This is a genomic window from Pseudoalteromonas sp. Of7M-16, assembly GCF_022347805.1.
GTDB lineage: Bacteria > Pseudomonadota > Gammaproteobacteria > Enterobacterales > Alteromonadaceae > Pseudoalteromonas > Pseudoalteromonas luteoviolacea_F.
Genome location: NZ_JAKRFY010000013.1, coordinates 32,152 through 55,569 on the forward strand (window position 1 = coordinate 32,152; position 23,418 = coordinate 55,569).

The 23,418-nt window shown below is 41.3% G+C and carries 19 protein-coding genes; 6 read left to right on the forward strand and 13 right to left on the reverse strand.

What is annotated here, in order from left to right; all coding sequences use genetic code 11:
- Nucleotides 1–810 (reverse strand): septum site-determining protein MinD, encoded by an 810-nt coding sequence (gene minD / locus MHN81_RS14360; RefSeq protein ID WP_023399187.1) that lies wholly within the window; start codon nt 808–810, stop codon nt 1–3.
- Nucleotides 811–815: 5 nt separating this feature from the next.
- Nucleotides 816–1,517, reverse strand: coding sequence for a septum site-determining protein MinC (gene minC, locus MHN81_RS14365; RefSeq protein WP_239426038.1), 702 nt, complete (start codon nt 1,515–1,517; stop codon nt 816–818).
- 146 nt (nt 1,518–1,663) lie between these two features.
- Between minC and MHN81_RS14370 the strand changes: the two genes are divergently transcribed.
- Both MHN81_RS14370 and MHN81_RS14375 read left to right on the forward strand, forming a co-directional pair.
- Entirely contained in the window at nt 1,664–1,945 is a 282-nt protein-coding gene (locus tag MHN81_RS14370; RefSeq protein ID WP_023399185.1) for a YcgL domain-containing protein, read from the forward strand.
- A complete protein-coding gene (locus MHN81_RS14375) occupies nt 1,926–2,954 on the forward strand; it encodes a lytic murein transglycosylase (protein ID WP_036976022.1) in 1,029 nt (342 codons plus the stop codon). Before MHN81_RS14370 ends, MHN81_RS14375 begins: the two co-directional genes overlap by 20 nt.
- A gap of 59 nt (nt 2,955–3,013) precedes the next feature.
- Here the strand turns inward: MHN81_RS14375 and MHN81_RS14380 are convergent, their stop codons facing one another.
- From MHN81_RS14380 to MHN81_RS14395, 4 genes are all read right to left on the reverse strand, one after another.
- On the reverse strand, nt 3,014–4,015 hold the full coding sequence (locus MHN81_RS14380) for a cytochrome d ubiquinol oxidase subunit II (protein ID WP_023399183.1): 1,002 nt from the start codon (nt 4,013–4,015) through the stop codon (nt 3,014–3,016).
- Nucleotides 4,008–5,354 (reverse strand): cytochrome ubiquinol oxidase subunit I, encoded by a 1,347-nt coding sequence (locus tag MHN81_RS14385; protein WP_063383298.1) that lies wholly within the window; start codon nt 5,352–5,354, stop codon nt 4,008–4,010. Before MHN81_RS14385 ends, MHN81_RS14380 begins: the two co-directional genes overlap by 8 nt.
- 16 nt (nt 5,355–5,370) lie before the next feature.
- On the reverse strand, nt 5,371–5,916 hold the full coding sequence (locus MHN81_RS14390) for a MarR family transcriptional regulator (protein ID WP_023399180.1): 546 nt from the start codon (nt 5,914–5,916) through the stop codon (nt 5,371–5,373).
- A gap of 381 nt (nt 5,917–6,297) precedes the next feature.
- Nucleotides 6,298–6,891: a carboxymuconolactone decarboxylase family protein gene (locus tag MHN81_RS14395; protein WP_023399179.1), complete on the reverse strand. Its 594-nt coding sequence runs from the start codon at nt 6,889–6,891 to the stop codon at nt 6,298–6,300.
- A 65-nt stretch (nt 6,892–6,956) separates the two neighbouring features.
- On the opposite strand from MHN81_RS14395, the gene MHN81_RS14400 reads away from it, so the two are divergent.
- Nucleotides 6,957–7,565 (forward strand): winged helix DNA-binding protein, encoded by a 609-nt coding sequence (locus tag MHN81_RS14400; protein ID WP_023399178.1) that lies wholly within the window; start codon nt 6,957–6,959, stop codon nt 7,563–7,565.
- A gap of 80 nt (nt 7,566–7,645) precedes the next feature.
- Complete coding sequence (locus tag MHN81_RS14405) at nt 7,646–9,175, forward strand: cytochrome c peroxidase (RefSeq protein WP_023399177.1); 1,530 nt, start codon at nt 7,646–7,648, stop codon at nt 9,173–9,175.
- 26 nt (nt 9,176–9,201) lie between these two features.
- On the opposite strand, the gene MHN81_RS14410 is transcribed toward MHN81_RS14405, so the two are convergent.
- Nucleotides 9,202–11,799 (reverse strand): ExeM/NucH family extracellular endonuclease, encoded by a 2,598-nt coding sequence (locus MHN81_RS14410; protein ID WP_239426039.1) that lies wholly within the window; start codon nt 11,797–11,799, stop codon nt 9,202–9,204.
- A gap of 542 nt (nt 11,800–12,341) precedes the next feature.
- On the opposite strand from MHN81_RS14410, the gene MHN81_RS14415 reads away from it, so the two are divergent.
- A complete protein-coding gene (locus MHN81_RS14415) occupies nt 12,342–13,331 on the forward strand; it encodes a hypothetical protein (protein WP_239426040.1) in 990 nt (329 codons plus the stop codon).
- Between the two features lie 63 nt (nt 13,332–13,394).
- Here MHN81_RS14415 and MHN81_RS14420 read toward each other — a convergent pair whose 3' ends face one another.
- The gene (locus tag MHN81_RS14420) at nt 13,395–14,051 is read right to left on the reverse strand and encodes a DUF1826 domain-containing protein (RefSeq protein ID WP_239426041.1); all 657 of its coding nucleotides are present in this window, start codon (nt 14,049–14,051) and stop codon (nt 13,395–13,397) included.
- A gap of 178 nt (nt 14,052–14,229) precedes the next feature.
- The gene (locus tag MHN81_RS14425) at nt 14,230–16,218 is read right to left on the reverse strand and encodes a methyl-accepting chemotaxis protein (protein WP_023399173.1); all 1,989 of its coding nucleotides are present in this window, start codon (nt 16,216–16,218) and stop codon (nt 14,230–14,232) included.
- A 351-nt stretch (nt 16,219–16,569) separates the two neighbouring features.
- Between MHN81_RS14425 and MHN81_RS14430 the strand changes: the two genes are divergently transcribed.
- Complete coding sequence (locus MHN81_RS14430; protein WP_239426042.1) at nt 16,570–17,325, forward strand: VWA domain-containing protein; 756 nt, start codon at nt 16,570–16,572, stop codon at nt 17,323–17,325.
- A 527-nt stretch (nt 17,326–17,852) separates the two neighbouring features.
- Here the strand turns inward: MHN81_RS14430 and MHN81_RS14435 are convergent.
- From MHN81_RS14435 to MHN81_RS14450, 4 genes are all read right to left on the reverse strand, one after another.
- Nucleotides 17,853–19,208 carry a DUF1501 domain-containing protein gene (locus MHN81_RS14435; protein ID WP_023399171.1) on the reverse strand — a complete coding sequence of 452 codons (1,356 nt, stop codon included), beginning with the start codon at nt 19,206–19,208 and terminating at the stop codon, nt 17,853–17,855.
- An 11-nt stretch (nt 19,209–19,219) separates the two neighbouring features.
- Nucleotides 19,220–21,145, reverse strand: a complete 1,926-nt coding sequence (locus MHN81_RS14440; RefSeq protein ID WP_239426043.1) for a DUF1800 family protein — start codon at nt 21,143–21,145, stop codon at nt 19,220–19,222.
- A 109-nt stretch (nt 21,146–21,254) separates the two neighbouring features.
- Nucleotides 21,255–22,637, reverse strand: coding sequence for a HAMP domain-containing sensor histidine kinase (locus MHN81_RS14445; protein WP_239426044.1), 1,383 nt, complete (start codon nt 22,635–22,637; stop codon nt 21,255–21,257).
- On the reverse strand, nt 22,630–23,304 hold the full coding sequence (locus MHN81_RS14450; RefSeq protein WP_239426045.1) for a response regulator transcription factor: 675 nt from the start codon (nt 23,302–23,304) through the stop codon (nt 22,630–22,632). Before MHN81_RS14450 ends, MHN81_RS14445 begins: the two co-directional genes overlap by 8 nt.
- Nucleotides 23,305–23,418 lie beyond the last annotated feature (114 nt).

Consider the following 23,418-nt stretch of genomic DNA (forward strand, 5'->3'; position numbering starts at 1 on the left):
TTAACCTCCGAATATTCTTTTCAGTAAACCTTTCTTTTCGACATTAAGGAATCTAAAGTCGATAATTTCACCTAGCAGCCTTTCAATTGCATCGCTGTATGCTTGGCCCGCATCAGATTCACTGTCTAAAATGACTGGTTGTCCTGAGTTAGACGCATTTAACACTGATTTAGACTCAGGAATTACACCAAGTAAGTCAATCGCCAATATTTCTTGAACATCTTCCACTGACAACATTTCACCAGTAGATACTCGCTCCGGATTATAACGAGTCAATAAAAGGTGTTCTTTTACTGGCTGTTCACCTTGTTCTGCGCGCTTGGACTTACTTTGTAATATACCAAGTATCCTGTCTGAATCTCTTACTGATGAGACTTCAGGGTTTGTCGTGACGATTGCTTCATCTGCAAAATATAACGCCATCATCGCACCCGCTTCAATACCAGCAGGGGAGTCACAAATGATAAAGTCAAATTCTTCTTTTAGTTCTTCTAGGACTTTTTCAACTCCTTCACGAGTCAAAGCGTCCTTGTCACGAGTTTGAGATGCAGGAAGAATGAAAAGTTTTTCTACGCGCTTATCTTTGATAAGCGCTTGGTTTAAGTTTGCTTCGCCGTTGATTACATTTACAAAATCATAAACAACGCGTCGCTCACAACCCATTATTAAATCGAGGTTACGTAGGCCAATATCAAAATCGATGATGGCTGTTTTATAGCCTTTCAGTGCTAGCCCCGTACCAATTGCTGCACTCGATGTAGTTTTACCTACGCCACCTTTACCGGAAGTTACGACAATAATTTTTGCCATTAGATTTATCCTTTGACCAATGCTGTTAATTCTAAAGATTCGTTTGTTTGGGTTATCTGACATGGATTACCCCAAAATTCTCCTTGCAGAGAATCGCTTATCCAGTAACTGCCATTTACAGATACTAGTTCAGCTTCCAATTTTTGACAGTAAATACTCGCCGAATCATTGCCTTGCGCTCCAGCAATAGCGCGTCCGCGCAATGTTCCATAGATATGAATATTCCCATCTGCAATGACTTCAGCGCCGTGACTCACTGCACCGATGATGATTAAGTCTCGATCTTTTGCATATATTTGTTGACCAGACCTAACCGTACCGTTGACAACTTGTGCCGGCACATAGACATGCTTTTCGACGACTTCTGTTTTTGCGCTAGATGCAACGGGTGGCGCAACATCTTTAGTGTAGTTTAGAACTGACATACCAATAGACTTAGCCGTTTCGTTCTGTTCCTCGCTGCCGTTGCAAATTCCAACTGGGTTAAGTGACAACTCACTTAAGATAGACTTTAAATCTGAGAGTACCAAAGGTTCACTTTGAACTTCTGCTAGATTAATGACAATAGGTGCACCTTTGAAAAACTTAGGCGCTTGAGAAATTTTTTCACTTAACTGTGCTTTTACAACACTCAGGTCAGCGTTCAAAAGTTGTAACACCGACAAAGTGAAAAGGTTCCCCTTAAGTTCAAAAGATTGTGTAGACATAAGCGCTCAAATATAACTGCGTACTCTTTATTAAATCTTATTTTGACCCCGTACTGTGTACGTTTGAGAGCAGCAAAACTTTCCAATTATTGTATATGTCATGGTATAGTGCTGCTCTAAGATAAGCAAGAATTTATAGGGTTATAATGCTAAGTGCAGTATACAAAAGTAGTAAAAAAGCCGACACCTACCTTTTTATTGAAAAAAGAGACGATTTCAGCAAAGTTCCAGAGCCTTTAATGACCACTTTTGGCACCCCATTATTTGTAATGTTAGTTGATCTTGCTAAAAGAGAAAAACTTGGTGTTGCAGATTTGAGCCTTGTTAAGGAACAATTAACTGAACAAGGGTTTTACTTACAAATTCCACCACCTGAAGAAAACCTTCTAGACGAATTTAAAAAACGAAATGGAGCAAAGAGTGACTAAGACTTTCAAAGTAATACTTACATCTCTGTGTTTTTCGGCTTCTGTGAGTGCAACCACAGAAGCTGATTTTGATAAATACGTACAAAAACTAAAATCAGAAGCCATTGCAAAAGGTTATGAACAATCTTTAGTAGAATCAGCGTTTGCAACAGCTAAATTCAAAAAGAAAGTAATTAAAGCTGACAAAACCCAACCAGAAATTGTCGAGACACTTGAAACATATTTGCCAAAACGCGTTCCTGATTGGAAAATCAAACGTGCAAGAAAGCTGTACAAAGAAAACAAACAACTCCTAGATCAAATTGAAAGAGATTTTGGTGTGCAAGGGCGCTTTATTATCGCTCTTTGGGGCCTTGAAAGTAGTTTTGGGCGAGTTCAAGGCGGATATCCAGTTATAAGTTCACTTGTCACCCTCGCATTTGACGGTAGGCGTGAAGCTCTATATAAACGCCAACTTTGGGCCGCGCTAGACATTTTACGCGATGGTCACATTGGCTTAGATAAGTTTAAAGGTTCATGGGCAGGGGCAATGGGTCAAACCCAATTTATGCCAACCTCATTCAACTCCTACGCTGTTGACTACAACAAAGATGGCCGCAAGGACATTTGGACAACTAAAGAAGATGCCTTTGCCTCTATTGCAAATTACCTAAAGAGTGTTGGATGGAATAATAATTTGACTTGGGGCCGTCAAGTCAAGTTACCTGAAGGGTTTTCTGAAAACTATGTGCTACAACGTGGCACCCGAAATCACAGCCAATGGCTAGAGTTTTTCAAGAACTCTGAACGCTCTTTATCCGATTGGCAATCACTTGGGATCAGACGCACAGATGGTACAGACTTACCCAACGTGAATATTAGTGCAGCTCTTGTTATGCCCGATGATATAAATGGCAGAATGTATTTAGCCTATGACAATTACAAAGCATTAATGAATTGGAACAGAAGCTACTACTTCGTAACAAGCGTTGGATACCTCTCCGATAGAATTGGCTATCCTAAGATTTAAATTTATTCGAAAAAAAGCAGCTTTGAAAGCTGCTTTTTAGCTGGGCTGATATAGCGACATTAATAATAAGAAAGTGCCTCTGTTTTTCCCCAAAACACCCTGTAAGAAAAAATTGTGTAGCCGATGATTGCTGGAACCACAAGCACCACACCATACATCATGAATGTCAAAGCAGAAGCGTCCGCTAACGATTCATAAATTGTCAATTGATTTGGAACCACGTAGGGGTAAAAACTATATAACAGGCCAAAAAAGCACAGCAGAAATATTAAAGTTGTGATCGCGAATGGTTTCCAACTGCTACCAATCGATTGTTGCATTTTGTAGTTTGCCAACAACCTATCTTGATAGATAAATAGCGCAATACAAGCAAAAGGTACTGGCAATAGTAACGTCGATAGCTCATCGCCAAACCATTTATCTGCAACAAAGTCATTGATAAGGGGATTTATAATTGAAACAGCTACCACCCCTAGTAACGCAACCAAATTGAATTTTCTACACCATGCAACCGCTTTTGCTTGCAAACTATCTGTGGTTTTCATTACTAGCCACGCAGAGCCAATTAAACCATATGCCGAGACAACACCAATACCACTAAGTATTGCAAACGCATAGCTTTCGAGGCTTGAATCAAAAGACATCACGTATAACCCAAGCATAAACCCTTGCGAAAATGCCGTTATGACGCTCCCAAGCTTAAAACTAATGTCCCATGCATCCTGATACTTTGTTTTTGCTTTTGCCCTAAAGTCAAAAGCAACGCCTCTTAAGATCAAACCTAGCAGCATAAGTGCAACCGGTAGATACAGCGCTTGCAAAATAACTGAGTGAGCCAACGGGAAGGCAATTAATGCCAAGCCTACAGCTAAAACTAACCATGTTTCATTTGCATCCCAAAAAGGGCCAATTGATGCAATCATGGTGTCTGCTTGTTCTTTGTTATCAGGCGGTAGCAAAATACCAACTCCGAGGTCGTAACCGTCGAGTATTGCATACACCAAAATCGCCAATGCCATTAAGGCACCATAAAACTGCGCCAAAAACTCTGTACTAAGCATGTTGCTCTCCTCGCATTGGTGGATTGAGCTCGTATTCCTCGACCTCAACGGACTTATCGGCAGTATAAAATAAGGTCTTGATGTAGGCTGCGAGTAATAGTGCATAAATACAAATATAACCAATAAGGGTATATAACACATGCTCTGACGGAACTTGTGTCACCAACTCTTCTATTTTTACTAAACCTTGGACCATATATGGCTGTCGGCCTATTTCGGTAACATACCAACCTGCGAGTGTTGCAATCCAACCAGAAAACGTCATTACAACCAATGCTTTTAGTTGCCAACGAGGCAGTTCTCCGGTTTTAAACAAGGTAAATCTGGCTACAACTGAAATCAAGATCATTAGCAGACCTAGTCCAACCATGACTCTAAAACCATAAAAAACGGGCTTAACGGGCGGGTGCTCGCCTTTAAACTCATTCAAGCCTTTAATTTCGCCATCCAATTCATGAGTCAGTATTAAACTTGCGAGGTTTGGAATAGCAAGTTCGAAGTGATTTGCTCGAGCCTCTTCATCGGGAATTGCGAACAATAGAAGTGGAGCGCCTTTTTCGGTCTCCCAAACACCTTCCATTGCGGCGACTTTTTGAGGCTGGTGTTCAAATGTGTTTAATCCGTGAAGATCTCCTACAAACGCCTGTAACGGAGTTAAAATAACAGCGACCGTTAGAGCAACTTTTAAGGTTAACTTTGGTGCATGTTTATGGTCATCTTTCAGTAGACGATAAGCGCTTATTCCAGCAACCAAAAACGACGCTGTGATCCCGGACGCAAGTAACATATGGGATAAACGGTAACCAAAAGACGGATTAAAAATGATGGCAAACCAATCTTTTGGGTAAAATACACCATCAATAATTTCATAACCAACTGGTGTTTGCATCCAGCTGTTTAAAGAGAGAATCCAAAATGCAGATATTGAAGTGCCAATAGCAACTACAATAGTTGAAAACGTATGAACAGCAGGGCTGACACGCTTCATACCAAATAGCATAACTCCCAGAAATGTCGCTTCCATAAAGAAAGCAGTCAGAACTTCATATCCCAACAAGGGGCCAGCAATATTGCCTATTCGTTCCATAAAACCAGGCCAGTTAGTGCCAAATTGGAACGACATGGTGATACCACTTACCACACCAAGTGCAAAGGTTAGCGCGAATATTTTCACCCAAAACCGATAAGCCCGGAGCCAAACGGGCTGGTTTGTTTGAACATATCTGACTTTAAAAAAAACCAAAAACCAAGCGAGCGCTATGGATATGGTCGGGAAAAGTATATGGAAGCTTATATTTGTCGCGAACTGAATTCGCGACAGCAATAAGGTATCAAGCATGACACACCTCTGTTATTTACGACTTTTTCAATAACTTGTCCTTGAGGTCGATCACCTTACTTACCGATGAACCAAGTTTCATCAATGATTGCAATTGTTCAGGTGTCAACCTCTGCAATTCCGCCGACCATTTTGTTACTGTTTCTAACAGGTCATGGATGGATTGCATTTGCTCCTGAGCGTACTTTTCCTCTGGCGTATTAGCTGTATCAAGTATTTGGTCGCGTAATAACGTCAGAGTAGGGTCTATTTCTCGCTTACGTCGTTCTTCGAACACTTTGTTAGCAAGGTCCCATATTGTACCGTTCGGCGCATAATATTCTTTTCTATCGCCGGGGATATGTTGAACTTTTACTAGCTGCCATGATTGCAACTCTTTGATCCCCATACTGACATTGCCTCGGGAAATCTTTAAGGCTTCTGCGATTTGATTCGCAGTTAGCGGGTGCTCATTGATAACGAGTAACCCCACCATTTGCCCAATGGTTCTGTTAAATCCCCAACGACTGCCCATTTCACCGCAATGGAGCACGAAGTTTTCGATTTTTGGTGATAAATTCATAATTCTAAACGTTCAGTAATTATTGAAAGTTAAATATACAGAGGTAATTGACTCAGATCAACTGAAGTTTCATTTTTTTCTGAAACTTCACAAATAGTTTATGCAATAAACTTGGATAATCGAGTTAGTACCTAAAGCCAGACTGTAATCTAGTCGCTTTTCACGTATTTGTATATTGCCTGATGAAAATCTTTTAAAAGTTTCGATAAATAATGAAACTTCGGCACTTGATTTGCGCATTTAGTAGCCAATTTGTTATAGCCTCCAAATGGTTACCCTTTGACATTGCTCTACGACGGCGATGAATGCACTATGCAGTTTGAAAATAAAAAGGCTTGATCATATGAAAAAGCCTTTGGTAGTTGAGATGTAAAGGTAGGTTTAAGACTGATGTTTTCCAACTTCCCAGTTGTTTTGTTTTAATAAAGTCTCGCCAGCATCAATTGCTCCTGACTCTAATGTAGTACCCATAGAGTCGTTCCAACGATTAAGGTAGCCAAATAGAGATATCACACCAAGTAGCTCGACAATTTCGCCATCGTCCCAGTATTTTCTCAGTTCTGTTTGAATAGGTTCATCAACAGCGTTAGGTACACTTGAGGCCGCCAGTGCAAACTCAAATGCTGCCTTTTCACCATCTGTAAATACGTCTGACTCTCTAAATTGCCAAATTTGAGCCAATCTAGAGTCTGTTCCGCCATATCGCTGTGCAGCCAAAATTGTATGCGCTTCACAATAGCGGCAACCCGTATTTGCACTTGTAATATAACCAACTAGCCTTTTAAGCTCAGATGTCACGCGCCCATGGTTTTCCATGACTGCTTTATTTAAGTTAATGAATGCGCGTGCAATTGCAGGTCGAATTTGCATCGTGAGTACACTATTAGGGCAAAAGCCTAGTGTTTCATTAAAGAATTTCGCAAGTTCAGTTACTTCCTGATCGTGGTCTTGAGATAAAGGGGTAACTAAAGGCATAATCAGCTCCTGTTAAATTTATTTTTTGTTGCATATGCAACATAACATACTCCTGGAGAAACTAGTTGTCTAGTGATATTTCATATAAAAATGCATTAAAAAACAGATTGGAAAGCTTCGCGCAAGGCGACAATAGACAAATACTGTCTCTAGAAAACCATATCCCGTTTCAAGTTGCTGTCGTCAGTAACCTACTTTCTATATCCAGAGATCCGATAATTCGTAGTCTGACAGATTTGGATACGAGGGAACTGCGCATACTGGTTAATATCGGCTCATATAGTCCAATAACCGCATCAGACATCGCATACCAAACGAGGTTGGATCCTTATTCAACAACACGGGCTATCGCAGCGCTGATTAAAAAGGGGCTGGCTCAATATGTACAAGGGCAAGAGCAAACCCGCAGTAAACCTGTCGAGCTTTCAGAAGAAGGGCAGTCCATATACGCAAAGGTCACAGATCATCTACAAAACCGAGAAGAAAAATTGCTCGAAACGTTAACGTCTGATGAGCAAAGTACGCTAAGACAACTGCTACAGAAGTTGGAGATTAATGCCGAAGCAGTGCTCGCTAAAGAGGTACAACATTGCGAATCTCTCGGTGGTTCAGTAACTCGTGACCACAAAGAAATTGTACGATGGCACAGTCGCACAACCAAAAAAGATACGTAACAACATAAATCTGTTTCGGTAACATACTTTTTGCACATTTGATGAACAAGCTAGTTATTACATCATCAAGGGGCTAAAATATGAAACATAAAAACCGAATAAGCCTGGGTGCGTTAATATTTTTAAGCGTATCCAGTGTTCATTTGCAAGCAAAACCCAGCAACGAACCTCATAGACCGAAAAAAGGACATGGGAAGCCGTTTGTTCAAATTCAGACGGCGGTTGATATTCAACTACAGGAGATAGTAGCTGACCAAAACCTAAGCTCGACAATTCCTGATCTATCTGCGCTGCCGCATATATCAGAGCCATTGCCGCAACTCGGTATGAAGCTTTTCTTCAGCAAGGCGCTCGGTGCTGAGAAGACTGTGGCATGCGCCAGTTGTCACCACCCGAGACTCGGTGGAGCTGATGGACTGTCGTTACCGATTGGTACCAACGCCATCAATCCAGATATCATCGGCCCACTTAGATTAACCTCAGATACGATCAATATTCCGAGAAACTCGCCGACTATTTTCAATGTTGGACTCGCTAATTCGAGTTTATTTTGGGATGGGCGAGTGCAACGTATAACCACGACGGATACCTCTGGAAACGAGGTTTCAGGAATAACAACACCAGACTCCGGTTTTGGTAATATTGACGAGCGAGTAGGTAATGACCTTGTCGGAGCTCTATCACGCTTTCCTGTGACATCCAGAGAGGAGATGCGCGGTCAGGCATTTCCAAATGCACTAGATAATCAATCAGTTAGAGAACACCTCGCCCAACGTATAGGTAACTATGGCGAACAGGCAAACGATCTCGACAAGAATGAATGGATCAGAGAGTTCAAAAAGGCATTTAATAGTAATGACACTTCGCAGTCTTTAATTACATTCGACAGCATTGCGTTGGCACTTGGACAATATCAAGCATCTATAAACCTAGTTAATTCCCCATGGCATGACTATTTGCGCGGCAACCAAAATGCGATGACCCAAGCGCAAAAACGCGGCGCATCACTATTTTTTACGCAAATCAGTGATGGAGGTGCAGGGTGCGTAAATTGCCATGGTGGCACTCGATTTACCAATGATGGCTTTTTTAACCTCGCATTTCCGCAGTATGGTATTGGTTTAAACGAGCACAATTCAGATCAAGGGCGGTTCTTAATTGATTCTGAGCAGAGGAATATGTTTGCGTTTAGAGTACCAGGCTTGCTAAATGTCGAGTTAACAGCCCCGTATGGACATTCAGGCGCTTACGAAACTCTCGAAGAAGTTGTTGCACATTATGTAGATCCACAAAATGCAATTAATGACTTTTTTGAAAAAGGTGGTGCTTGTAGCCTGCGACAATTCACTCAGGACCAACATTGCCAGTCACTCAATGAAAATGCGCTGGAAAATAGCCAAACCGCATTAAATCTATTGCAATTGTCGCCATTTGTAGCTCCACCATTGAACACGGGACAACAAGCTGATCTCGTTGCATTTTTAAAAGCACTCACCGATAAGTGCGCTAAAGACCCGCGTTGTATCAGAAAGTTTGAGCCAAGCCCAAGAACACCTGATCCAGATAATCTAAGGCTCAAGGTCCAAAACATACTATTAGGACGTACATAAAAAAGGTGGCAACGCCACCTTTTTTATTACTTGGTAATTTTATATTTCAAAGTTACATTGTGATAGGGCAAGAAGCCTCTGAGGCCAATATGCCAAGTTCCCACTTGCGCATTTTGTATTTGACAGGATTCGTTACTTCCCCATAAATATGGACGGCAATCAAACTTATAAAATTTCGGTTTTTGGCCATGTCTTAAATATAGGTCTGCCTCTCCATTACCCTCAATGCTGACTTCTAAATTACTATATCCTTCAGGCACTTCAACAACAGTTCGCTGCCACCAAAACCAGCCGTAAATATTGTCGATTTTGCCTTCTATTACCGGATAAGGATCTTGTGTATTTACCTCGATTACAATCGGGTCGTGATCAGATGAACGATAAGCATGGTCGGCGTATAGCGATTGTTGATGTTTGTCTGACTTGTATTCTACGTTGTAGTCTAATGCAACAGGCTCGTCTGCATTAATGTGCCAATCTGAGATAGCCACAACTTTTGCAGTCATAGAATCACTTGCAAACGCATGATCTAGGCTGCCTAAGCGCCCTTTAAATACGTAAGAGTAGCTCTTCACGTCCCCGTTTAAAATATCCCTTAGATTTGAGTAACCATTTGCACTCATCTGTCTGATTGGGTCTTCCATATTGTAAGCATTAAAGTCCCCCAATATCACAGTGTCATCGTCTTGAATGGTAGTTGGTGTACCAGCTAACCAAGCATGTAACTCGTTGACAGCATTTACACGTGCTTGGTTCCAACAGCCTTGTCCATCGTTCTGATCCTGATCTAGACCTTCTGCTCGACTACAACTGCCTTTAGAGCGCAGGTGAGCAACTACCACGTTAAATACATCGGTGGTAGATAAGTCCTCGAAGCTCTGCATCACTGGTGGACGATTACCGTAATCAAAAGGAACAGCATCTGTGAAAGCGGGCACACCGACTTCTTTTACTTTATTACTGCGATAGATTATCCCTGACATTATTGCATCAGTACCTACAGAATCAGCACCAAAGTTAACGTAGCCATAGGTATTTTGTGGGTCTGCTTCGCTTAATGAGCTCGCCAACTCAGCGATCGCGCTGTTTTCACTAAAACCATCGTTTTCAACTTCTAACAGCCCGATGACATCTGCATCTAATGTCACCAATGCAGTCATAAGCTTGGCTTTTTGGCGTTGCAACTCTTCGAAGGAGTCTGCACCACGTGATGTTGGGAAGCCGCCGCCTAGGCCATCACCATTGAAAAAGTTCAGCACATTCATACTCGCAATTCTTAAGTTACCTTTTTGTGTTACTTGAGGAGAATCGGTACGAGGATTTTCTTGGATGAAGTTTGGCGCTGTGATTGGATGAATTCGATATTGAGAAAAACCATATCCAATTACACCTTCAACGCCGCTCACCTTATCACCCAGTCTAATCGTATTGTATGCATCCAGCTCAGGGGTCGGGTAAGGTATAACTTCCGGGTTTTGCGCTGTCGAGCCATCATCCAAAGTAATTTCTTTGCTCACATTCAGGCGCTCGATAGCATTGGCCGCTTCCCCAGGCAGTGCCACTTGAGTACCTTGATACAAACGCTCAGAGCCAAGCTTTAATTCTCCGTAGCGCTTTAAGCCGTAGGTGTCATTTACAAACAGATCGTTGGTTATGTTCACGAGCATACCTTCATACGCTTCCAAACCTGACTCTACTGGCAAGCTAATGTCTACACTCACCACCGAATCTGTACCACAAGATATCGCGCTACTCACATTTGAAATTTGAGTTTGTCCGTATGACTCTCTGACACTACCGGATAATTTAATGACTTGCCCTTCTACAATTGACGCATCTTGATATGAAACAAATATCCCTTCAGAAGTCAGGGGGTTGTTATCCTGCTCAAAAGCTTCTTCTTGGATGAAAAACCCTTTTAATTGCCCATCTTCGACAAAAGACGCTGTTACTACCCCTTGAATTTCAACTTGTTGACCAACTAAAGGGCTTTCAAAAGATTCGCCTTGAACTGCGTGAATTAAAACATTGTTTTCATTACAAACGAGTGCTGGTGGCTCAGTTGGATCTGTGGCGTTGTGAAGGCCAATATTTGAAAAGTCGTCTTTTGCTAGCGCTTCCCACTCTGTAGATGGTAAAAAAACATCATCTACAACCGAATCCCCAGTTACAACAGTGCTAATGCGTACCAGTGACTTATCTTTTGTGGAAACGCCTTGCTCAGTCCAAGCAGATCCGGGGTCGAAGCCTACTTGTCCGATACTATCTACTGCGCCATTACTATTTGACAATACAACGGCATCATCACCGTTATACCAACTGCCGTCTTTTTGTTGTTGCGCCTTGAGTCTAAGCTCTTCTGTCGCTCTAGCATGCACTACGACGTGTGTAGCTTTTGGTAACAATGTGCCTTCAAGCGCAATGCTGGTTCCCGCTGTAGACTTACCGTTAAAATAAAACTCAAGGCGATAGCTACTCAAATCAACTTCTGAATCACCGCTGTTGTAGAGTTCGATTGCTTTGTTATAACTGCTTCCTTCGACATATTCAGAAATCATGATCTCAGCATAAGCGGGTGCCATTAAACACGCGACTGCCGAAGCTAGTAGAGATTTTTTGAACATAGTTATTTCCATTTACTTTGGTTTTTAATGAATTATTTAGTAATAAGGGATGTAACTCTATATGAAAAATATTTCAATTGTAATATTTTTGTATCTTTTTTATTGAATTTTAATTTATTTTTGAACATCGGAAAGTGTTGGATTTTCACAGCTCTAACTATTTAGTTTTAGTCTAATAAATTTAAATCAACCGCAATACCCCATTATAGGTCCATCAAATGAAGTATCTCATTCTTATGACCGTGGGTACAGAAACAATATTCAAGCGCGTTTCAAATGAACAAAATAATTATTGATATCTTATAACAATATGAACTCCATTTTACGTGGTGTTTTTTTGACCACCAGCGCAAAACTAAGTTACTGTCTAAAAGTCAATTAAATTGACTAACTCTGAAATAGCGAGATTGTCTTGAGAGGCTCAGCGTATTTAATTTCAACGCTTAGAAGGCAGTAATGACAAAGGCTCTTTCAGTAACAATTAGTTACTCTCAGCTAATTAGATCACAACATGTAAAGAAATTTCTAAAAAGGAAGATTTAATGGAAACGAAAAATCTGATGAAACTCGCCTTACTATCACTACCAATGATGATCGCGGCGCCGGCAAATGCGCACAAGGAACAGGGCATTATTGACACAAATACTCAACAAGAATTAGTGGCCAACATCACTCTCAATCTTGATTGCCAAGCCCACCCAGAAGCACTGCAAAGAGCTGTTTCATTCAATTACCTCGCGCAAACAGTGAAATTCGTGGTTTCAGGAGAATGCGCAGGTCCAATTGAAATTAAGAATAGTCGATTCGAAATTATCAATGACGCTGGAAGAACAGGCTCAATACGAGTTAAGCAAGATCAGGAGCACGTACAACAGAGTGCGGTGTTGGTTCAGTCTGGTTCGGTTGTACTTTCGAACATCAATATCGATGTACCAAATGATATGCCTGCGGTTGAACTTAAAGCCAACAGTGTTGGGCAACTGAAACACGTTACCACTAATGCCAAATCAGCAAGCGAAGACTCATTCCAACAATTTTTGGTCACTGACAATAGTACAGCGTATTTTGAAAGTTTCTCAGGAAATTCCGTTGGTGTTTACGGCAGCTCATACGCCGAGTTTACAAAAGCGACAGACCAAATCGAGCTTAGAGTTTTCGACACGTCTTCAGCAAAATCGAACGATAAAAATCACTTTAGTTCTGTTCAGGTCGCAGGAAATGGATATTTCTTAGCTGACAATCAAAGTAATATAAATTTACTTATGGTTTGGAGCAAAGGTGCTGCGGAAATCAACAACAAAAGTAGAGTAGGCGAAATCATGATGGGAGGGCAAACCCACTTTGCAGCTTACAAAGAGTCGACCATTGCTGGGCCTTACGGAATATGGGGAAATGTTGTATTTGAACTTGAACACTCAACAGCATATAACTGGAAGGCTGTAGACAAACCCTATTCAATTATCATTGGTAACAATGCGAATGTGAACGGCAAGTTCTACCCAGGATGGAGCTGGACAGGTCAGGCAAAATAGTTATGCCTGCCTAGAAAGAGAAGGCTAACTTCTCTTTCTTATTATAAATCAGGCGCCATAACTTTAACTTAGGTAATCTATATAGACACAAAGTTTCGCAGTGTCATTGTCAAATAGAGGAGAAGAGCAAACAACCGCATTGTGTTCTTGATCTAGCCAATTTTTACCTTTTACCAACGCAATATCGCCATCACATAATGTATTTACATTGCAGTCTTTTGGCTCTTTAACTGCTGGCGTGAATTGACCTTTTTCAAGAGGGTAGTATTCGACAAAGCCATGCTCCAACCATCTTTCTCCACTCCCTCCTAACGTGGAGAGCATTCTCACGATGCCGTTTTGAGAATGAAAAGCCGGACTCATTGCATAAGTGCAAGGGAGGATCCTCAAACCAATTTCTTTTGGCTCAAGTAAGGCATCAAACATGCGGAGCATTAATTCAATATGTTCAATCAATAAATCACCGTGCGCTGTATCAACAAACAGGTTTTTAACTTGCTCTGACAGTTCTTCATTAATTGCACCTTGATACTGAAAAGGGTGATCTGGCGATTTTTTAACATAATGAACCGCTGCACGGCTTTTAGCCCAAGTAGAGGGTGTGCAATAACAAGCTAAGGCGGTGTTTGGATCATAAATCTCTGAAAGGACGCTAGCAGACTCATCAATAAGATATTTTGTGCTTTGTGTTTGAGCACAAACTTCAGAATTAACGCTCATAAATCTCAATTGTTATGTGATAATGTATCAACACTATCACTTTCGACGACTGAATTGAAGTGATTGCAGCAATTTATTGCGAATACGAATTGATATCAATCAACAATCATACTTCAAAGGGGGGCCGCAGTCAGGACCCCACGACAAATTCAATAGGCTAAACCAACACCAAGAACCATCAGTCAATCTTAAAGTTATCCATGGTTCTTTGTAAGGTATCACTGTTCAACTTCATATCTTCAAAAAGTTTTTTCAAGGCTATCGACGTCTCTAATTCGTCAGTTGCAGCATCAAGCACAGCTGATGTGTTAGTCGATATATCCTGTGCCACGGTAGATTGCTGTTGAGCCGCCGTCGCAACAGATGTTGTCAACTGTTCAACGTGATTACTGTGTTCGCTCACTTGCATGGAGACGAGTCGAGTTTCTTCTATTTCACTCATAATTTCGCTGGCTAGTTGAGTGTTTTCTTTTATTGCATTGACAACGCTCTGGCTAATTTCATTTAAGTTACTCAACAGTGATGAAATCTGTTCTGATGATTCTTTACTGTTGTTTGCAAGTCCACGTACTTCGTCTGCTACAACTGCGAATCCGCGGCCATGTTCACCGGCCCTAGCGGCTTCAATGGCGGCATTTAAAGCGAGTAAATTTGTTTGATCTGCAACACTGCGAATTGAGTCCAATATCGTGTTTATTTCTGATACTTGCTTTTCCATATTTGCTGCCATTTCGTTGACCGTATCCATGTGATCAGACAGGCTGTTCATTGCATCTAAATTTCTTTGGTTGTCTTCTAACAGTTTTTGAGACTCGTTGTTAAGCTGATCGCTGGCAGCCAAAGTGTCTGAAGCTGAGCGAGCTATTTCTTCACTGGTTGCCGCCATTTCTTCTATTGCTGTTGCTATGCTAGATGCCATACTTTGAGTTCGCTGCGCTTCTTCGTTGACATGACTTGCCGCCTTGTCCATTTCGACACCTAACTCTGTACCAACTTTTATAGACTTGGATAAACCAACAAGTAAGTCTTTAAAAGCATAAACGGTATTGTGAATAGACTCAGATATTTGACCCAATTCATCACTGGTTTTCAGTCGTACATCCAAAGTCAAATCACCTTCTTTAGCAACTTTTTCCAAAATACCCGTTAAGTGATTTAACTCATGTTTTAAAGATGACACTAAGTGCATGTTGATCACAGCAATTATGCTCATGGCTAAAATAAAAGCTATTCCAATAAACATACTTTGGTTAAGCAAATCGCTTTTCACCAAAGAGCTGTGATTTAATGTTTTAACCCACTGACCATCTAAGATTTTTTTAACTGCAACAATCTGATTGGTCGCTTTGGGGAACCATTCATTGCTTGATAAAAGCGTATTAAAATCTGGGTTGTCTTCTGTTAATAGGTAATTTATTACTTTATCTAGCTCCTTCGCCGTTGTATCAGACATCGCTTGATTGTATTTCGCAAGTTGCTCTCCTTCTAATATCGCTTCGAGCTGCTCTTTTAACACGCCAAGTTGTGTTTGATAGTATGTGAGCTCACCTCTCAGCTTTGAGCTAACTTGTTTTTTGGCCAAAACCCCATTTATCTTCCCTCTGATCTGACCTTTGCGCTCTTTACTTTTTGCCAATAAAAATGCAATTGATAGCTTTGATGCTAAATCTCGATTGCTGATGTAGGCTTGCATTCGGATAGCTGTATCAATAGCTACTTGATTCAGATGGCTATAATATTTAAAAGCACTTTTACTATTCAAGTTGTCCACTTCGCGCCTGACAGCGGATTTCCCTTGGAGTTCTCTAAATAAGAATGGCAGCCATTTTTGTACTTTTTCATCTTCTTTGAATTGTCCCGAATATAAATCTCTGACTACTTTCACAGCATTATCAGCCTTTATCCTCTGCGCTGATACGAGTTGTCTTTTGTCTGCTGTCGGACTTCCTAAATAGCCCGCGGACAGCCCGCGTTCCACAGCATGGTGATGTGCGACTTTCTCAATAGCATCTAGAAGCTTAATATATTCTATGTCCTGCAATGTCGAGTTGTAGTCTTGCCAGTATTGCGATGCAATTTTGAATAGTAGGATAAAGATGAAAATAACAAGTGCGAGAGAACTAATAATCGTCAGTTGTAAAATGGATAAGCGTTTTAGCAAATTCATTCAATTTCTCCGAGGCGTATACCTAATTGCCAATCTCAAGCGGATGGCTACAAATCTTTCCTTAAGATAAAAGATAGTCAAAATAACTAGTTCGTCATAAGTTTCTTCACGTAAATAATCACTTGTAGCGAAATATCGACAGAATAGGTTTGTCTCATTGTACCGTAAGTACCGATTATCTAAGTTGCTGTAACAGGGTGTAATAGTAACCATTCTCAAGCGCACTAGGCTTCAATCATCAGCACAGACCAAGCTGAATCTCAGTTTGGAATTAGAGAAGTCTATTTAGAGCTGATCACTGATAGCCACAAAGTACTGTGGCGACACCTTATACGGATATGGAGTTTAAATATGAAAACTTTAGCAAGCATTCTACTAGGCGCATTGACTACAGTGTCATTTTCTACACTAAGCGCACCAGAGTCTTATGGCATTTTGTTTTTGGATAGAAGCGGTTCTATGATGACATTGCGACCAGACAAACAATCTCGATGTGCCTACTCAAAACAACAAGCCATTAGTAAAGCAACTAAGTTCTTTTTAGATAGCTCGATAAATGGCCACAAGTTGAATGTTAAAACCTTTAGTAGTGGCGGCCAAATCCAATCCATTACCAATGGGTTTGTAGACTTCACAGGTGCGTTTATGGCTCTACAACAGCTTGATGGAGAGGGATGTCGCGGCGCTACTGCACTTGCCGAAGCCATGTGTGATGGTGCCGATGAATTACGCACCAACTTTTCAGTAGAAGCCAGTAGAGGTGCATTACTTCGCGTCTATGGTTCAAGTGATGGCGACGAAAACGCAAGTCCTGTCACACATTGCGGAGGTGCCAATTGGCAAGCCAATGTGACTGCTAAGTACTTAATGGAACTGCCACAAGTGCAATTTAACGCGACCATATACACAGGCACAGTACAGAGCATAGCAATGTCAGACAAACTAAATGCAGCCATTGCAAACGACCTACCTGCTTATGCTATGTCGCCTAATACTTATACTACAAATGTACCCACTTTTGATTTTCTCAAACAGTTGGCAGCACAAACAGGCGGGACAGTAGAAGAAGTCAGTGATAGTGATGGTGGCGATCCAGGTGAATGGTAAACAGCTTCATTATTGCAATTTCTGTTTCTAGCTAACGCTTTTCTCAACTTTTTCTAGGGAAAAGCGTTATTGACTGAAACCAGATAACTTTATATAACCAAAAACTAAAACACAGCCCCGATAATAACCACACCGAATAGCAAATCTAAACCTAGCTTAGTCCTGCTGATCCAATGCAGTTAATGCTCAAATATTTAACCAAGAATGGGATTACCTGATTTCCTATGGGGTATCTTAGTAGAGCACAGAGCCCATTCAAGTAACGAAAGTAAGATTCTGAGAGAGGCTTAATTAGTTCTATCTTCGTCAGTCTTGCTTTTACGTTTTTTGAGTTTCTCTTTATAACGATTTCCGTATAAAAAACACAAACAAATTAACAGTATAATAAGAATCAGGAATACACTTCCACTATAAGTCAAAACCATTGCCTTGGACCATTTCAACACACAGTTTTAAGTATAGTAAGTCTAGGAAGAGGGCTTAGCTCTTCCTAACAACTTACCCGCTTAATACCAAGAATATCAGCCTTAGACGAATAGGGCAGGACGGTCAGAGAATTTCGACAGATTCGGAAATACTTGTCCCAGTTCGGTTTCAGATAGCCCTAACCAAGCGCCCAACGAAGCGGCATATTGATCAACGGCCATCGTCGGGATCAACCTACCACTGCCCGCGTCTAGCTCATGACCAAATTCCGCTTGTGGAATGTCGCCAAATATCGTGCCTCCATTAATCGCGCCGCCCATTATAAAGTGATGAGCCCCCCAACCGTGATCAGTGCCGTCACCATTAATCGCCAAAGTTCTTCCAAAGTCTGACGCAGTGAATAAGGTCACATTATTGCTCAACCCCATACTTTCCATCGACGCGTTAAAAGCAGCCAAAGCCGTATCCAAAGCACTTTGTAACTTTGGTAAACTTTGAGCTTGGCCGGAGTGCGTATCAAAGCCACCCATTGTCACCACAAAGATTTGCCTCTTTGCACTTAACTGATCTCTTACCGCCAGCGTACGAGCAACAGACTCCAACTGCCTGCCTAACCTCGATTTTGGAAACTCACCTACGTTAACAGACTGCCCAGAAATCGCTTGGTTGAACATCTGGTTTGCTTCGAAAGACTGATTAATTTTTGCAGCAAGATCTTGCTGTAAATAGTTAGTAGTCTGCTCTCCCATTGCACTAAAATGCGCTTGCACTTGCTCATTACCTTCAAAAAAATCAAGTGCATCTATGGTTGCAGCACGACCATCATTAACGTGGTAAGGAGTTGTATTTGTGCCAGTAACAAGTAGCTCTGCACTGGATGTTGTGATTGCTGAAAATGTGTTCGTTTGCACGGTTCCTTGGTTAATTAAGGCATCATTTAATCGACCGGCCCAACCAAACTGCGCACCTTCAGCTTTGCCTGACATCCAAGTACTTTGCTGATCATTATGGGAAAACAATCTTGATGGCAGTTTTGCTGTTTCTTGGCGAATACTCGTTGCCGTTACATTTTCCAATAAAGGCCCGACGTTACCTACAACTGACAGCTTGCCTTGCTGAAACAAGCTAGCGATATTTGGCATTTCTGGCGGTAGCGCAAATTGGCGACCGGCAAATCGAGAAGGAGTATTAATTGGCAATACGCTCCCCAAATCGCGCTTCGTCGTATATAGGTTAAGTAATGGCGCTCTTATTTGTGCCCATTTGTTGTAACTGTCGCCATCAAAAGGAATGATTGTGTCGTGATTATCCATTCCGCCGTACAAAAAGACACATACAAGCGCTTTATACTCTCCACTATCATTAACTTGTGTATTCGCTAAGACTTTTCCCATATTTAAAATAGAAGAAGCAACAACTCCAGCACTGGCTGATTTTATAAAATTACGTCTATTCATTGCCCATTCTCCTATTTTTGTACCAAGTAATCAGGTGATGACATCACCATTAAAATGCCAAGTTGTACACGAGGTAAAAGGCCATCATCCTCATCAGCTTCAACGGTAGCTAAAACATCTGAGATATTTTTTCGGCTCTGCTCACTGAGCTGTTGTGCACTCAATATCAAGTCCAAATAATCAACTAACGTGCTCGGTTCATCAGCAATGGCGAGTAAGGGTGCGTAGTCTGGTTCAAAGCTTTCCAGCGCTTGCGCAATATCAGCTTCAATTCCCAACTCCTCTAACTCATTTTTAAGCTCCTCAAGATCCGCGTCCTGTTGCTGCCCAGTGATAAAGAAGGTCATAAAATTTACATACCCAGGAATTGAACTTGCGTTGGTAATTTGTAATTCTGGAGCCACGAGCCCTTGTGCTGCACTTACACTACCGGGAGATTTGTAACCTGGACGAAAATAATTGAATACGCTAGGAGCGCGATAGGGGTGTTGGCCAAGCGCTGAACTGGCACCGGTTTCCCACAGGATGCTCACAAATTGAGGGTTTACATTTTTTGCATCAAATGCGCGGGCCCACTGTGTAAATCGCAAAATTGGCTCACGTATTTTCCCTCCTGTTTGTGTCGATAGCGTTCGCGCTTCTTGATCAAATAGAATAGCTGCCACGGTTGCTGTCAGGTCACCTCGCTGCTGGGCACCTACCTGCTGACCGTCAGGTAGCGTAAACAGCCCAGACTCAAAGGCGGTTACAACTCGCCCAACATAATCAGAGCTTGGATTAGACGTTACCAATCTCTGTATGAGCTGCTTTGTCACAAATGGTGCTAAGTTTGGATGCGCAAAAATATGATCTAGAGCTTGGGTAATTGACGTTTTTGCGTCTGTGCCTTCTGGAATAGTTAGCTCTAAAAACGATTTTTCTTTCTCTGAATGAGACTCCGAAAATACCGCCATGGGCATACTAAATCTTTTGCCAAGTGGGGCATCTGGATCTTCTTCGTCCAAATTGAGGCCGGTGAATACTCTTGCCAATCCAGTAATATCAGTGTTGTTATACAGCTCAACTTTTTCTCCGCTTTCGTTTAACTTCTCTGTACCATCATTGTTTAATGCCACAACGCCTAGTGTAAACAACTGCAATAACTCTCGCGCATAATTTTCGTCCGGCATCCTACCGGTCTTCGCATCACCTTTTTCACTGCCCATGTATGTTAAATAATGGCCCATAGCAGGAGAGTAGGTGACTTGTTCTAGAATCGTTCTGTAATTACCAAATGCATTTGTGATGAGAATATCTTGATAAAAAGCCACCGCTTCTGGTATATCAGTCAGTACTTCACCCCCTCCATTTGAAACCACTAAGATCTCTGAAAGTGCAAATGCAATTCGTTGCCTGAGCTGATCCTCTCCACTAATCGCGTTTCTCCAAAATGAAAAGCTAGTTTGTTCAATGTAGAATAAGCTAAACTCATCCTCTGGATCCGCTGGGGCTGCCGCTTCGACCCCAGGTAAAACCAAGCTAGCAGGCAAAGTCAATTGATTGACAAACCACTCCGATGCGCTGGTGTTCTCTAACTCGTTTAATTGATTTGGCTGAACACCAAATGTAGCTTGCTGAATAAAGCGGGACACTTCAATTTTAGAAGAAAACGTTGTGTCGTCGCCTGAAGGTTCTTGCTCGTTTTCATCCTCATTTGCCGAGTTTTCATCTTCATCGCTATTGTTGCCGCTGTCCGTATTGCTATCACCGCTGTTGTTCGTTTCACCCCCATTATTGATAGAATTGTTATTATCTTGCGTATTGCTGCTGGGTTGATTGGTTGTATTCTCTTGGCTTTGAGATGCGTTATTTTGCTCACTGCCACCGCTTCCACACCCGGACATCAAGCCAACAAATAAAGCTAATACAATACTTTGTATATATTTTTTTATGTGCATAATTTAGCCTTAAACATAGATCAGACACTATTAGTTTACAGCTAAATTAGGTTTTTGTGTTTTACACCTTACATACATTCATCATACAAAATTGTATGAATCGCAATATTTAGTTTGAAATTGGCACTTCAATATTGAACACGGCACCTGTTTGATCTGGCAATAAACATAACTGGGCGTCATGCACATCACAAATTGCTTTGACAATACTCAAGCCTAGGCCATTGCCGGGTTTTGACCTACTTACGTCCGCTCGATAAAAGCGCTCAAAAATATGCGGCTGGTCTTGCAAACTTATACCGGGGCCATCATCGCCAACTTGCAACAATGCGCTACCTGTATGACTTTGCAATCTAATCCAAACATTTGCAGTCGAATGACTGTATTCCAAAGCGTTTTCAAACAAGTTGCAAATCAATTGGTTCAATAAATCACTATCGCCAAAGCAATACACATTATCGACTGCAGATAACTCGAGTACTCGTCCGCTGTCTTCAAAAACAGGTTGATAGCTAAGCGCGAGATCAGTTATCAATTCTGAGAGGTTAATTTGAATAAAGTTATTCTTATGCTTTCCCGACTCAATGCTATTAAGTCGCACTAAGTTGTTGAATGTAGTGATTACAGCATTAAGATCCTCACTTGCGCGAGTAATGTGCGCATCAATTGCGTTGTTGTCTCCTAAATCTTGTCGCATGCATTGCAGGCGATTTGCCACTCGCGACAATGGCGTTTTTAAATCATGAGCGATCCCCACAGACATTGTCTTTGCTCTGCCATGTAAAAAAGTTATTTGGTCTAACATTTCGTTAGTTGCGTGTACTATATCTTTGTGAAGCTCTATTTTACTATCGACGCTAAGACGCACTGTATCTGGGGATTGCCCAATTTCAGATAGTCTTGCAACGATTTGCTGTGTGGCCTTCTTGCTATTTCCACCAGCAATAAGGAAATATATAAAACAGCTTAACGCCAAAATACATGACAATATGATTCCAAACCGCGCCAAAACTGAGGATGTAAACTCATGTTCGTAACTGACTGGTTGAGCAATGCTTAAGAGTTGCTGTTCATCTAATTGAATAGTCAGCGTCAGTAGCTTGAAACTTTGATTCGAACCAAAGTCCAGTGTCTGCCAACGCACGTCAGGCGAAGCAGGTAGCGTCAGTTCAGTTCCAAGTATCAATTCATCGTCAATAAACAAAGCAAAAATTGCATCGTGCTCATTTAATCTTTCGAAACTTTCTTTGCGATCCCACAAAGTTTGGGGTTCCAAATCAAGTTCTTCCAAAATGCTATCAATTCCATCTTCTTCGTATCGTAACTTAACTTCATCTAGGTATTCAGTTAATTCAGTCTGCTGGTTAGCATCTATTGCTGATAACACGATTAACGAAACGATAGAAATTGCACACACAACTAATATCGTTGCAACAGCGCTCATTTTAATTGCTTTGAAAACAAGTTCGGGATCTTTAATATACTTAATCATTAGATATAATATAACCGCAGCCTCGAACCGTCTTGATCAATTCGATGTTGAAAGGTTTGTCGACCTTATTTCTTAACCTACTTACGTGAGTTTGGACCAAGCTGGTTTTAGGATCAAAATTGAAACCCCAGACCTTTTCAAGGAGCATCGTTTTGGTAACCAATTGGCCAGGGCTCTGCATTAGAAATTCAAGAATCTGATATTCTTTTGTATTTAGGTCAATAACCTGACCATCTCGGGTGACTTTTCGGCTGGTTCTTTCAACGACGAGACCCCCCAAAGAAAGAGACATAGTAGATTGTGAGATGGGTTTTCGCCTAGTGAGTGCTTTAAGCCTCGCGTACAGTTCTGAAAAATCAAATGGTTTAACTAAATAGTCGTCTGCTCCAGCATCTAGTCCTGCGACCCTATCAGCGGTATCACCCAAAGCCGTCAACATAATAATCGGCGTAGTAATAATACTTGCTCTTAAGACTTTAACGGCATCTAGACCATCCATATTAGGGAGTAGGCGATCAAATATTATTACATCAAATTCTGAAGAGGACGCAACTATCATACCTTCACTGGCAGACGCGACGTGCTGAACAGATTCACCTTGCTGCACCAATCCCTTTTTTATAAACGAAGCGGTATCCATATCATCTTCAACGATCAGTACATTCATAAATTGGTTCTATTGCTGATTTTAGTTAAGTTTAACTCAATCTTTGCTAAAACGAAGATACAAATTTGTATGACTAAAGTCACAGCTTGCTTGAGATTACCCTTACCCGATGCT